Source organism: Rhizomicrobium sp. (assembly GCA_037200045.1).
Classification (GTDB): Bacteria; Pseudomonadota; Alphaproteobacteria; order Micropepsales; family Micropepsaceae; genus Rhizomicrobium.
The window spans coordinates 1,798,570-1,812,178 of the sequence record JBBCHM010000001.1 but is presented as its reverse complement, the minus strand read 5'-3'; the positions used below and the strand labels follow the sequence as shown (position 1 = coordinate 1,812,178).

General features: G+C 68.0%; 10 protein-coding genes. 3 read left to right on the top strand and 7 right to left on the bottom strand.

What is annotated here, in order from left to right; genetic code table 11:
- Positions 1-28: 28 nt before the first annotated feature.
- The 4 genes from WDM86_08555 to WDM86_08540 all read right to left on the bottom strand — a co-directional run bounded on the left by WDM86_08555 (position 29) and on the right by WDM86_08540 (position 5,600).
- The gene (locus tag WDM86_08555) at positions 29-1,252 is read right to left on the bottom strand and encodes a cyclic nucleotide-gated ion channel (protein ID MEI9990074.1); all 1,224 of its coding nucleotides are present in this window, start codon (positions 1,250-1,252) and stop codon (positions 29-31) included.
- A complete protein-coding gene (gene alaS, locus WDM86_08550; protein ID MEI9990073.1) occupies positions 1,249-3,909 on the bottom strand; it encodes an alanine--tRNA ligase in 2,661 nt (886 codons plus the stop codon). Before alaS ends, WDM86_08555 begins: the two co-directional genes overlap by 4 nt.
- Before the next feature lie 227 nt (positions 3,910-4,136).
- Entirely contained in the window at positions 4,137-5,222 is a 1,086-nt protein-coding gene (gene recA / locus WDM86_08545; protein ID MEI9990072.1) for a recombinase RecA, read from the bottom strand.
- A gap of 162 nt (positions 5,223-5,384) precedes the next feature.
- The gene (locus WDM86_08540; protein ID MEI9990071.1) at positions 5,385-5,600 is read right to left on the bottom strand and encodes a hypothetical protein; all 216 of its coding nucleotides are present in this window, start codon (positions 5,598-5,600) and stop codon (positions 5,385-5,387) included.
- Positions 5,601-5,702: 102 nt separating this feature from the next.
- On the opposite strand from WDM86_08540, the gene WDM86_08535 reads away from it, so the two are divergent.
- Positions 5,703-6,398, top strand: a complete 696-nt coding sequence (locus tag WDM86_08535; GenBank protein MEI9990070.1) for an AraC family transcriptional regulator — start codon at positions 5,703-5,705, stop codon at positions 6,396-6,398.
- A 17-nt stretch (positions 6,399-6,415) separates the two neighbouring features.
- On the opposite strand, the gene WDM86_08530 is transcribed toward WDM86_08535, so the two are convergent.
- From WDM86_08530 to WDM86_08520, 3 genes are read right to left on the bottom strand one after another with little or no spacing between them, the layout of a single operon-like run.
- The gene (locus tag WDM86_08530; protein ID MEI9990069.1) at positions 6,416-7,933 is read right to left on the bottom strand and encodes a hypothetical protein; all 1,518 of its coding nucleotides are present in this window, start codon (positions 7,931-7,933) and stop codon (positions 6,416-6,418) included.
- Between the two features lie 43 nt (positions 7,934-7,976).
- Positions 7,977-8,942 (bottom strand): 2OG-Fe(II) oxygenase family protein, encoded by a 966-nt coding sequence (locus tag WDM86_08525; GenBank protein MEI9990068.1) that lies wholly within the window; start codon positions 8,940-8,942, stop codon positions 7,977-7,979.
- Positions 8,943-8,946: 4 nt separating this feature from the next.
- On the bottom strand, positions 8,947-11,064 hold the full coding sequence (locus WDM86_08520; protein MEI9990067.1) for an ATP-binding protein: 2,118 nt from the start codon (positions 11,062-11,064) through the stop codon (positions 8,947-8,949).
- A gap of 142 nt (positions 11,065-11,206) precedes the next feature.
- Here WDM86_08520 and WDM86_08515 point away from each other — a divergent pair, with 142 nt between their 5' ends.
- Positions 11,207-12,523: an SGNH/GDSL hydrolase family protein gene (locus tag WDM86_08515; protein ID MEI9990066.1), complete on the top strand. Its 1,317-nt coding sequence runs from the start codon at positions 11,207-11,209 to the stop codon at positions 12,521-12,523.
- Positions 12,520-13,422 carry a polysaccharide deacetylase family protein gene (locus WDM86_08510; GenBank protein MEI9990065.1) on the top strand — a complete coding sequence of 301 codons (903 nt, stop codon included), beginning with the start codon at positions 12,520-12,522 and terminating at the stop codon, positions 13,420-13,422. Before WDM86_08515 ends, WDM86_08510 begins: the two co-directional genes overlap by 4 nt.
- The last annotated feature ends 187 nt before the right edge of the window (positions 13,423-13,609 follow it).

Here is a 13,609-nt window from a genome sequence, read left to right as displayed (position 1 = left end):
GGAATGGCGGCCCGGACGGGTCCGTGCCCTACCGCTTTCGATCCGGCGGCTGGAAGACATGCGCCTTGTCCACTTCGGACTCCGACAGCCAGGGATCGAGCGCCGATTTTGGCGTCATCTTCTCGATCGTCTCTTTCAGGCCCGGCCGCTTCTGCAGCAGCCCCTCGAAATCGGCCGCCGACAATTCGAGCAGCCGCGAGGTCTGCACCGCGACGATCGTCGCGTCGCGCATGCTGTGCTCGACAAGGCCGAGCTCGCCGAAGAAATCGCCCGCCGAGAAGCGCAGCCGTGTGCCCGGCATCTGCGCCTCCACCTCGCCCGCCACCACGAAATACATCGCGGCGGCATGCTCGCCCGCCGGCGAGATGATGTCGCCGGCGCTGACCGTGTTGGCGCGCAGCAGGTCCATGATCTCGCTCACCGTGCGCGCGTCGAAGCCTTGGAACAGCGGCACGCGGGCCAGCATGCCGAAGGTCACCACGAAGTCGCGCCGGTGGATCGAATTGGCGAAGCCCGTCGCCACGATGCCGACGGGCAGCGCGGCAAGGCCGAGGCCGACGATCATCGCGATGCCGGCCAGGAAGCGGCCCAGCGCGGTGTGCGGCACGACATCGCCATAGCCGACCGTCGTCAGCGTCGTCACCGCCCACCACATCGCGCGCGGGATCGTGCCGAAGGCCTCCGGCTGGGCTTCGGCCTCGATGGCGTGCATCGCGGCGGCGAACAGCAGCATGGCGCAGAGGAACAAGAGCAGGCTGCCATAAAGCGCCCGGCGCTCCTCGACCAAGACGCGCGACAGCGCCGACAGGGCGGGGGAATAGCGCGCGATCTTCAGAAGACGCAGCAGCCGGAACAGGCGCAGCACGCGCAGATCGGCGATCGGCAGGAACAGCGCCGCCATCGCGGGCGCGATCGCCAGGAAATCGATGATCATCACCGGCCGGCTCGCGAAATAGAGCCGCCCGAAGACCGGCCCGCGCTCGCTCGCGATGGGGTCTTCCGGCGCGGTCCAGATCCGCGTCGCATATTCCACCGCGAACACGACGACCGAGACGAGCTCGAACCAGTGGAGCGTGTGGCGGTGCGCGGCCTCGAAGGCCGGAACGCTCTGCATCGTATAGGCCGCGACGTTGAGCACGATCAGCGCGATCAGCGTGCCCTCGACGACGGCGCCCAACGGCCCGCCCAGCCGGCCGCCTTCCAGCGCGAGATAGGCGCGCCGGCGCAGGCTCTCGCCGGCCCCGATCTTCATGCCGCCGGGAGGGCCTTTACGCGGTCGGCGATCGCGTCGAGCGCGCTCTGCGCCTTGGCGCCGTCGGGCCCGCCGGCCTGCGCCATGTCGGGCCGCCCGCCGCCGCCCTTGCCGCCCAGCGCCTCGGCGCCGAGCTTGACGAGGTCGACCGCGCTGATCCGCGAAGTGAGATCGTCGGTCACGCCGACGACCAGCGAGGCTCGCCCGTCCGCCACCGCCACGAAGGCGACGACGCCCGAGCCGATCTGCGCCTTGGCGCCGTCGACCAGCGATTTCAGGTCCTTGGGCGCGACGCCCTCGACGATCCGCGCGTCGACGGCGGGGCCGTCGCCGGCCTTCGCTTCCGCGCGCGCCGCTTGCGGCGCGACGGTCTTGCCCAGCGCGAGCTGCTTGCGCGCCTCGACCAACTCGCGTTCGAGCTTGCGCCGCTCCTCGGAAAGCTGCGCCACGCGGGCCGGCAGTTCGGGCGCGGTGGTCTTCAGCGCCGCCGCGGCCTCGCGCGCGATCTCGGCCTGGCCGGAGAGATATTTGCGCGCACCCTCGCTGGTCAGCGCCTCGATGCGGCGCACGCCGGCGCCCACCGCGCTCTCCGCCAGGATCGTGAACAGCCCGATATCGCCCAGCCGGTGCACATGGGTGCCGCCGCACAATTCGACCGAATAGTCCTTGCCGGCCTCGGGATCGGTGCCCATCGACAGCACGCGCACCTCGTCGCCGTATTTCTCGCCGAACAGCGCCTCGGCGCCCGCGTCGATCGCCTTCTCCGTCGCCATCAGCCGTGTCGTCACGTCGGAATTCTGCCGGATCACGTCGTTGACCATCTGCTCGATGCGTTCGAGCTCGTCATGCGTCACCGGCTTGGGATGGCTGAAATCGAAGCGCAGCCGCTCGGGCGCGACCAGCGAGCCCTTCTGCTGCACATGGTTGCCCAGCACGCGCTTGAGCGCGGCATGCAGCAGGTGCGTCGCGGAATGGTTGGCGCGGGTGGCGCGGCGGCGCTCGCCATCGACCGCCAGGTCGACGGTCTCGCCCACGCTCAGCGCGCCATGCTCGACCGTCACGACATGCACGAAAAGGCTGCCGAGTTTCTTCTCGGTATCGATCACCCGGCCGGCGCCCTTGGGCGAGGTCATCGCGCCCTGGTCGCCGACCTGGCCGCCGGATTCGCCGTAGAACGGCGTCTGGTTGGTGATAATGCGGACGGTCTCGCCCTTCGCGGCAGCGGCCAGCCGCGCGCCGTCCTTCAGGACCGCGAGGATGACGCCCTCCGCATGCTCGGTGTCGTAGCCAAGGAATTCGGTCGAGCCCAGTTCGTCCTTCAGCGCGAACCATTGCGCGTCGGTGGTGGCCTCGCCCGTTCCGGCCCATGCCTTGCGCGCTTCGGCCTTCTGGCGCGCCATGGCGGCGTCGAAGCCCTCGGTATCGACGTCGATGCCTTTCGCCTTCAGCGCGTCCTGCGTCAGATCGAGCGGGAAGCCGAACGTGTCGTAGAGCTTGAAGGCGACATCGCCCGCCAGCTTGCCGCCGGCGGGAATGCCGGACGCCGCCTCGTCGAGCAGTTTGAGGCCGCGCGCCAGCGTCTCGCGGAAGCGGATCTCTTCCAGCTTCAGCGTCTCGCCGATCAGCGCCTCGGCGCGCTTGATCTCGGGATAGGCCTGGCCCATCTCGGCGACCAGCGCCGGCACCAGCCGGTGCATCAAGGGGTCCTTCGATCCGATCAGATGGGCGTGGCGCATGGCGCGGCGCATGATGCGGCGCAGCACATAGCCGCGGTTTTCGTTCGACGGCAGGACGCCGTCGGCGATCAGGAACGAGGTCGAGCGCAGGTGATCGGCGATCACGCGGTGGCTGAACACCGCATCGCCTTCCGACTTGGCGCCGGAAAGATCGACCGAGGCGCCGATCAGGTGGCGGAACAGGTCGACGTCGTAATTGTTGGTGACGCCCTGCAGGATCGCGGTGATGCGCTCCAGCCCCATGCCGGTGTCGATCGAGGGGCGCGGCAGGTCGATGCGGGTGTCCGCGTCCACCTGCTCGAACTGCATGAAGACGAGGTTCCAGAATTCCAGGAAGCGGTCGCCGTCCTCGTCCGGCGAGCCGGGCGGGCCGCCGGCGACGGCTTCGCCCTGGTCGTAGAAGATCTCGGAGCAGTAGCCGCAGGGGCCGAGCGGCCCCATCGCCCACAGATTGCTCTCATGGCCGACGATACGGCTTTCGGGCAGGCCGGCGATCTTCTTCCAGAGGTTCCGCGCGACGTCGTCGGTTGGATAGACCGTCACCCACAGTCTGTCCTTGGGCAGGGCCAGCGTCTTGGAGATGTAGTCCCAGGCATTTTCGATCGCGACTTCTTTGAAGTAGTCGCCGAACGAGAAATTGCCCAGCATCTCGAAGAAGGTGTGGTGGCGCGCGGTATAGCCGACATTGTCGAGATCGTTGTGCTTGCCGCCGGCCCGCACGCATTTCTGCACCGAGGTGGCGCGGACGTAAGGACGCTTCTCCGCCCCGGTGAACACGTTCTTGAACTGCACCATGCCGGCATTGGTGAACATCAAGGTCGGGTCGTTGCGCGGCACGAGCGGCGAGGACGGCACCACCGAATGCTGGCGGTCCCGGAAGAAGTCGGTGAACGAGGTGCGGACGTCTGCGAGGCTGGTCATGGGGGTTATGTAGCTGTCGCGCCTTTTTCTGTCATCCCCAGGGGCGGAATAGCGGTCGATCCGGAGAAATCCTCACCCTCTCCTCGAGGGAGGGTGGAGAAAAACGAAGGGGCGCCCGTGGCGGGGCGCCCCTTCGCCGGAGTCGTTCCCTCATGCCAATAAAGGAACGAACACAAAGCGCAGCATCAGCCGCGCGATAATCAACAAGCCGGCCTTGCCGGACCGGCCTATTCCTCGTCGTCGTCATCCTTGTCCGAGCCGCCCAGCGCCAGGTTCTGGGCGATCAGCCCGGCATTGCCGCGGATCGCGGCCTCGATCTTGTCGGCGATATCGGGATGAGCGGAAAGGAAGGTCTTGGCCTGTTCGCGGCCCTGGCCGATGCGGTCGCCGTCATGGGAGAACCAGGAACCGGACTTCTCCACCACGCCCGCCTTGACGCCCAGATCGAGCAGTTCGCCGGTCTTGGAGATGCCTTGGCCGTACATGATGTCGAACTCGACCTGCTTGAAGGGCGGCGCGACCTTGTTCTTGACCACCTTCACGCGGGTCTGGTTGCCGATCACCTCGTCGCGGTCCTTGATCGCGCCGATGCGGCGGATGTCCAGGCGCACCGAGGCGTAGAATTTCAGAGCATTGCCGCCGGTCGTGGTCTCCGGATTGCCGAACATCACGCCGATCTTCATGCGGATCTGGTTGATGAACAGCACGATGGTGTTGGACTTGGAGATCGAGGCGGTGAGCTTGCGCAGCGCCTGGCTCATCAGCCGCGCCTGCAGGCCGGGCAGCGAATCGCCCATCTCGCCCTCAAGCTCGGCCTTGGGCGTCAGCGCCGCGACCGAATCGATCACCACGATGTCGACGCCGCCCGAGCGCACCAGCGTGTCGGTGATCTCCAGCGCCTGCTCGCCGGTGTCGGGCTGGGAGATCAGCATCTCGTCGATGTCGACGCCCAGCTTCTTGGCGTAGCCGGGGTCCATCGCGTGTTCGGCATCGATATAGGCGGCGATGCCGCCCTTCTTCTGGATCTCCGCCACCACATGCAGCGCCAGCGTCGTCTTACCCGAGCTTTCCGGGCCATAGACCTCGATCACCCGGCCGCGCGGCAGCCCGCCGATGCCGAGCGCGATATCGAGCCCGAGCGAGCCGGTGGAGACCGCGTCGGTCGCGACCCCCAGGTCCCGGGCCCCCATCTTCATGACGGAGCCCTTGCCGAAGGCGCGATCGATCTGGCTCAGCGCCGCGTCGAGCGCCCGCTTGCGATCGGAACTTTCCTTGTCGTCCTTGGCCACTACCCGCAAAGCCGCCTGTGACATGAGATGCGCCTCCTTATTTCAGAGCGGCAAGGAAAACCCAAGCCGCCGCCACGAGGCGATCAAAGTACACGATTTGTTCTCATTTGCAAGATACTGGTTAAAGCAATGGTTTTCCGCGGAAATACCACATGTTGTTCTTGGCTCGTTCCCAAGCCGGGCGGCTCAGCGCCGCACCGCCCGTTCGACCTCGCTTTGCGGGGCGCTCGGCGAGATGTCCTCGTCGCCGTCCATCTGGCCGGGCTTGGTCTCCTCGCCGCCATGGACCGCGCCGTCGGCCACCGGAACCGTGTGGTTGGCCAGCGGGTCGAGCGCAACCGGCTTGGGTTTCCGCCGATCCTGCTTTTCCTGGGCGGAATTGGACTCGTTGGGCTCTGCCATCGGCGTCTCCTGGCTGCGCGTCCTTGAGCAAACGTATCGGGCGGCAAAGGGTGGCCGCAAGCCCGTCAGGACGGCGCCTCGGCCGCCTGCCATGATCCGCCGATGTCCGAGCCCGATTTCCTGGCCGATATCCTTGCCTATATCGAGGCGCACCGGGGCGGGCCGCTCACGGTGGCGGAGCTGGCCTTCGATTGCGGCCACGAAAGCCAGGAGGCGTTCACCCGCGCCTTTCATCGACGCTATGGCGTGCCGCCCGGCCAGTTCAAGCGCGAAGCCCTCGAGCAACCCAGGAAGGAGACCGTCATGCCCGCCACCGCGAAAGTCGAACTGCTTGCCGATCGCGTGCCGCGCGCCGCCTTCACCGTGGCCGGCGTCGGCGCCCTGTTCACCGACGAGAACAAGAGCGGCATTCCCGGGTTGTGGCCACGGCTCATCCGCGTCCTGCCGCTGGCCGGCCAGGCCGATGCGCGCAGCTATGGCGTATGCCGGATGGAGGACAAGGAGGAGGGCGCCCTCAAATACATCGCCGGCGTGGAGGTGACGGGCGACGCGCCGCTGCCCGACGGCTTCGAGCGCATCGCGCTGGACGCGCATGTCCACGCGGTCTTCCGCCTGACGCTCGACGGCTCCGCCCTGCATCCGCAGATGCAGGCCGCGATGGGCAAGATCTGGGGCGAACTTCTGCCGCGCTCGGGCCTCAAGACGGTCCCCGCGCCGGACTTCGAACTTTACCCCTCCGACTTCGAGCCGATGCGCAAGGGCTCCCATGTCGACATGTACATCGCGGCGGAGGCGTAGGCACCCGCCGGGACGGGTCAGGGCTTCGCGAACGGACCGGCCAGGACCGCATCTTCATAGGCCGCGATTTCATGCTCGAAAGGCCACTGCACCGAAGCCTTTTCGTTCGCCGCCAGGAACGCCGCGCAAGGCGCGGTCGGCTTCGCGGCGCCGGGCACATTGCCGGCGCAGGCAGGCGCCGGCTTGCGATAGTCGCCGCCGGTCCACAGGCTCGCCCCCGGCAGGAAGCTGTATTCCAGCCCGTTGCGCGCGATTCGCTTGAGATCGAGATAGCCGAGCTTCTGCTCCGTCACCGCGCGAACATATTCGTGGGTGAGGTCGATGCGGAACACGCCCTCGTCGTCCGCCGACAGCGTCACCGGCACGCCGGCGCGGCGATAGAGCGCCAGCGGATGCTCCGCGCCTGATATGCCCGGCGTTATGGCGTTGCTGGTGAGATTGATCTCGACCGCGATCTTCTTCGCCGCCATCTCGGCCAGCAGGCCGGCGGCGTCGCGTTCATAGGGGATCGAATAGCCGTGGCCGATCCGCCGCGCGCCGGCGATCTCCACCGTGTCGCGGATGTGAAAGCCGAGCTCGGTCGGCGGCACGAGGCCCAGCGCCAGCTCGCCGGCATGCAGCGACAGGTTCACGCCGGGAAAGCAGGTCTTAAAGAAGCGGAACATCTCCATCTGCAATTCGAAATCGCGCAGGCTGACGGGATCGTCCTCCGGCGCCACCAGATCGACACCGACGAAGCGCGGATCGGTCGCGGCCAGCGTGAAGCCCAGCGCGATCTGCGCGAACACCTGTTTGGGCGGCAGGGTGCGCACGACATAGAAGAGATAACGCACCGTCACGGCGCAGGCGGCGTCGGCCCCCGGCGTGCCGCAGGCCAGCGCCGCGCGCATCTTCGCCTCGGCCGCGTCGTATTCGGCGCGCGCGGCCGCCGCCAGGGCGGGCAGTTTCGGCGCCACCGCGTCGAAGCTCCTGGACAGATCGGCGGCGTCGAACGAAACATCGTCGCCGAACAGCGCAAGCGAGAACGCGCCGGCGGGATCGGTCATCTGCTCGATATAGGTCACATGATCGGCCGCCGCGATCCGCCGCGTCGCCGCCAGCATGTCGCCCAGATGCCCCGCGCCGGCCGGGATGAACCGCGCGAAGGCCGCGAAAGTGTGGTCGTGGCCCGACGCCTCGCCGGTGCCGCCGCCGGGAGACCAGTTGCGCATCGACAGCGCGTCGATAGTCTCCTGGTAGAATTTCGGATCGCGGCCGACGAGGTCCTTGGCCGGCACCTGGTCGGCGGCGCAGGGCGGCGGGGTGATCGCCCGCGCCGCCCGCGCGATGCAATCGCCGTCCTCGCTCGCCCATTTCAGATAGTCCTCGGCATAGACCGAGCCGTCGAGATGGTTGTGCAGGTCGCCGCCCTTCGGCATCGGCTGCAGCAGGATGCGCAAGGCCGGCGGCGAGGCGGCGGCGCGCGCGATCACCGCCGCGACGCGATCCTCGCGCGATGGTAAAGGCGCGGCCTGCGCTGCCAGTGCAACAAACACAATTGTCATTCCCGCGAAAGCGGGAATCCAGGGCCGCAAGCGCTCAGGCCGAAGTCTTCCCATAGGTCTGCCGCATCCTCTCTTCGGAATGGAGTCCGGCGAGAATGGGCGGATAATGCGCCGGCCCGCAACCCGGCAGGCAGGCGATCTCGGCATCGCTGTTCGGACCGGTGAACAACACGATGGAGAGCCGGCGTGTGCCGCTCGTCCGATCGCGCGGCGGGTTCACCACGCGGTGCACGTTCGACACCCAGCGGTCGTTGGTCCAGCGCTGGATCAGATCGCCGGCGTTGATGACCAGCGTGCCCGGCACCGCCGGCACGTCGATCCAGTCCGCGCCGCTCTTCACCTGAAGCCCGCCCGGCGCCGCGTCCTGGCGCAGGATGGTGAAGCCGGAGAAATCGGTGTGCGGGCCGTAGCGCAGTTCGTGCGCGTCCGGTGCCTCCGGCTGGTCGGGATAAAGCACGCAACGCAGGTTCAGTTCCATGTGATCGAAGAACGGCGCGAAATAGTCCTCCGGCAGGCCGAGCGCCACGGCGCTCAGCCGCATCAGCGTCAGCGCCAGGTCGCGGCCCGCCGCGATATAGGCCTCCACCGTCTCGCGAAAGCCCGGCATGACGTGCGGCCACAGATTGGCGCGATAGAGCCGCGCGTCGAGCGCATTGTCTGGCGCCGCCCGGTCGAAGCGCGGATTGGCGAAGGTGAGCGACTCGCAGAGATCGGGCCGCGCGTCCGGATCGCGCCCGCCGCCGACGACCTCGCTACGCAGCGGTAGATAACCCTGGCCGCGGCCCTTGTCTGGAAAAGTGAGCTTTGCTTTCTCCGCGAGCGGCCGCGCGAAGAACGCCCGCGCATGATCGTAGATGCCGTCGATCAATTCCTTGTCGATGCCATGGCCGCCGATCAGCGCGAACCCCATCCCCCGCATCGCCGCGTCCCACTGCGCCGCGACGGACGCGGGTCCGGCTCCGGAAGAAAACGGCGCGATATCGATGACGGGGATTTGCAAAGCGCTACTCGCCAACAACCCGCTTCGGCGCCGGCGCGCCGCTCAGCACTTCCTTCACCTTGGCTGCGAGTTGCTTCAGCCCGAACGGCTTGGGCAGGAAATGCAAATCCTCGGCCTTCTCGTCGTTGCGGCGGAAGGCTTCCTCGGCGTAGCCGGACATGAAGATCACCGCCATATCGGGCTTGATCCGCTTGACGGCGCGCACCAGGGTCGGCCCGTCCATGTTCGGCATCACGACATCTGTAATAAGCAGGTCAATGGGCGCCTTGGCGTTCTTGACGATCTCCAGCGCTTCCTCGCCGCCGCTCGCCTCCAGCACGCTGTAGCCGCGCATCTTGAGCGCCCGCGCCGCGAAGCTGCGCACCGCCTCTTCGTCCTCGACCAGCAGGATCGTGTCCTGGCCGGTCACGTCGCGCGGGCCGGCGCGTTCCGGCTCGGCGGTCAGCGCCGCGTTGGCGTCGATGCGGTGGCGCGGCAGGTAGATGCGGAAGGTCGTGCCCTTGCCGACTTCCGAATCGACCATGATGAAGCCGCCGGTCTGCTTGACGATGCCGTAGACGGTGGCGAGGCCCAGCCCCGTGCCCTGGCCCACGGGTTTCGTTGTGAAGAACGGATCGAAGATCTTGCCCAGATGCTCCTTGGCGATGCCGGTGCCGGTGTCGGCGACCTCGATGCGGACGTAATCGCCGGCCGGCATCACGCCGGTGCCGAAGGCGACCGGTGCCGTCACCGCCTCGTTCGCCGTGCGGATCGTGACCGTACCTCCCTTGGGCATGGCGTCGCGCGCGTTGACCACCAGGTTGATGATCGCGTTGGAAAGCTGCGCCTCGTCGGCATGGATCGGCCACACATCCGCGCCGTGCTCGAGCTTCAGGTCCACGCCCTCGCGCAAGAGGCGCCGCAGCATCAGCGCCAGTTCGCCGACCACGTCGCGCACCGCCAGCACGCGCGGCTGCATCGTCTGCTTGCGCGAGAAGGCGAGAAGCTGGCCCACCAGCGTGGCGGCGCGCAGCGCGTTCTGGTGGATCTCGTTGATCTCCTTGAACGAGGGATCGCCCGCCTGGTGGCGCATCAGGAGGAATTCGGAATTGCCGATGATGACGGTGAGCAGGTTGTTGAAATCGTGCGCCACGCCGCCGGCGAGCTGGCCGACCGCCTGCATCTTCTGGCTCTGGGCGAATTTGGTCTCCAGCGCCTTCTGCTCGGAGACGTCGACGAGATAGAGAATGGCGCGCCCGCCGCTGATCGGGCTGGCGAACAGTTCCGCGGTGCGCTCGTCGATGCCGGCGGCGCGCAGTTCGGCGCTGGCGACATTGTGCGCGCCCTGCGCCGCCTGGGCGATGAGCTCGACCACGCGGTCGCGGTCGGCGGCCTCGACCAGTTCGCCGAACGGCCGCCCCGCCAGCGCGCCCGGCACGCCGAAGAATTTCGCGAAGGCCGGATTGGCGTCGACGACCCGCCCGTCGCTGCCGGCGAAGGCGACGCCGACCGGCGCGTCGCGGAAGATGTCGCCGACGGCGGCCGGCGCGGTGACCGGCGGCGGCGCGGCGGTGGGCTTGGCGGGTGCGGCCGGCACCGCCGGATTCGACAGGCGCGGCGTGAACCACCAGGCGGTCTGGCCGTTCGACAGCGGCCTGACCGCGGCGACGAGTTCGATCCCCGGACCGACCGCGAAGGATTCCTCGCGCGGCACGCCGTCGGCGGCGCCGCGCGTCAGGCGATAGAGCACGGCGGCGGAAGGCTCGCCGGCCAGCGCCAGTTCGGGCGGCGGGGCGGACTCGCCCTCCTTGGCGCCCGACATGCGGCGATAGACGTCGTTGCAGTCGACCACGGCGCCGTCCGTGGCGGTGATCGCCCAGGCGATATTGGCCCGCGCCGCGGCCTCGGCGACGCGCCTTGCGTCGGCGGCGGAGAGCTTGTCCTTGGGCCAGACCGCGAAGAGGAACAGGCTGGCGACCGCGCCGATCGCCGCCAGCAGCATGACGCCGGCCCAGCCGACTGCGTGCGGCGTCGCCACCGCCAGTCCCGCCGATCCGAGCGCCAGGAACACGAATCCCAGCGCCGCCCAGCGCCAGGCGCCGGCCGGTATGCCCAGACTGCTGTTGAAAACGCGGGTCGCCATCATGATTCGTACCCCTTCAAGGTAGGCTCTTTTCGAGCCCGGGCCTAATCGGCAATCTCCGTTAACGGGCCGTCGCATTGCATTGATAAATGCCAATGGATAGCCTTCTGGTATCGGTACCAGGAACGGGCGGGCGGAAGCGTTGAGACGGCTAGGGATCGCGGCGGCGCTGTTCGCCGTCCTGGTGAGCGCGCATGTGGCGGCCGCTCCGGCGCACGGAGTCGTCGCGGGAGCGGCACACGCGCCCGGGCCGGCGCGGCCCGCCCAAACTCTGGGATGGATCGGGACCTGGTCGGCGGCCCAGCAATTGCCCGAACCCTCGAACCAGCTTCCGGCCGAGGCGTTGCAGGACACCACGCTGCGGCAGACCGTGCATCTCTCGGTCGGCGGGCCGGTAATCCGTGTACGGATTTCCAACGCCTACGGCACCGCTCCGCTGCATCTGACGGCGGTGCACATCGCCCGGCCGATGCCCGGCGTGCTGGGCGCGATCGTGCCGCAAAGCGACGCCGCCCTGACCTTCGCCGGCCAGGCCGACGTGACCGTGCCCGCCGGGGCGGATTTCCTGTCCGATCCGCTCGCCTTCCCGGTCGCGCCGCTGTCGGACCTGACGATCACGCTGCATTACGACCGGCTCGATTTCCAGCCGACTGGCCATCCCGGCGCGCGGGCCGCGACGTTCCTGGCGCCGGGCGACCAGCTCACGGCGGCGACGCTCGCGCCTTACGCCATGCTCGAACATTGGTACATGGTCGAAGCCGTCGAGGTTCAAGGGGCGCGGGGCGCCGTCGTCGCGCTCGGCGATTCGATCACCGATGGGCGCGGCTCGATCCCCAACGCCAACAACCGCTGGCCCGACGATCTGGCGCGCCGGCTCCAGGCCGATCCGGCCACGCGCGGCATCGGCGTGCTCAACATGGGCATCGGCGGCAACCGGATGCTGCTCGACGGGCTCGGCCCCAACGCACTGGCGCGCTTCGACCGCGACGTGCTCAGCCAGAACGGCGTGCATTGGCTGATCCTGCTCGAAGGCGTCAACGACATCGGCATGCTGACGCGCGACGCGGCGGCGCCGATGCCGGACCATGAGGCGCTGGTGGCCCGCGCCATCGCGGCCTATCGCCAGATCGTCCAGCGGGCGCGCGATCACGGCATCAAGGTGATGGCCGGCACCGTCATGCCGTTCATGGGCTTCACCTATTACCACCCGGCCGCCGCGAACGAGGCCGACCGCCAGGCGCTCAACGCCTGGATCCGCGGGACGGGCAATGCCGACGCCGTGGTCGATTTCGACGCGGCATTGCGCGATCCCGCCGCGCCCGATCATCTCCTGCCGGCGTTCGACAGCGGCGACCATATCCATCCTTCGGTCGAAGGCTATAAGGCGATGGCCGAGTTGATCCCGCTCGCCTTCTTCGCGCCGCCCGCCCGTCCGGCGCCTCGGGGAAAACGGAAATGAGAAAGCTGATCCTGGCCGCCGCGCTCTGCCTGTTCGCCGCGCCGGCGGAGGCCGAGATGAAGATCGCCATCACCTTCGACGATCTGCCCTCGCACGCCGCGCTCCCCGCCGATACGACGCGGGTCGAGATCGCGGCGAAGATCATCGCCGCTCTCAAGGCCGCGAATACCGGGCCGGTCTACGGCTTCGTCAACGGTCTGCGGCTGGTGGACGATCCGCCCGCCGCGCCGGTGCTGCAACTGTGGCGCGACGCCGGCTTTCCGCTCGCCAACCATACCTATTCGCATATGAGCCTCGACATGCACACGCTGGCGGAGTGGAGCGCCGACACGCTGCAAGGCGAGGCCGCGATCACGCCCTTGATGACGGGGCAGGACTGGCACTGGCTGCGCTATCCCTATCTCGCCGAGGGCGACACGCTGGCCAAGCATCTGGAGGCGCGCGCCTTCCTCGCGGCGCATGGCTACCGCATCGCCGCGGTGACGATGAGCTTCGACGACTATCAGTGGAACGACACCTATGCGCGCTGCGTAGCCCGGCACGACGACGCGACCATCGCGACGATGGAAACCGCCTTCCTATCGGCGGCGGATGCGAGTCTTGCCTACTACCACGCTTTGTCGATGCAGCTTTTCGGCCGCGACATCCCTTATGTGCTCCTGATGCATCTGGGCGCCTTCGACGCGCGGATGATGCCGCGCCTGCTCGATCTCTATAAGAGCCGGGGCGTCGGCTACGTGCCGCTGGAAGAGGCCGAGCGCGATCCGTTCTACGCCGCGCAGCTCGATCCGCGCCTGCCGCCGACGCCGGCGAATCTCGAACAGGCGCTGGTGGCGCGCGGCGTGAGCTTCGCGCCGCGCCTCGTGAAGGTCCTGCCCTTCGACACGCTGTGCCGGTAGCGTCCCAAGACGGAAGAATTTCGAAATCAAAAAACGGTGTCATCCGCCGCGAATGCGGCGGACCCAGCTGACATCTGCGCCGGCGGAGCGCGTTGAACGAGACCCCTGATCGACAAAGCTATGCTGCTTCACCTGGGTCCGCCGCATTCGCGGCGGATGACAGTTGTTTGTGTGATTGCTGTGATGC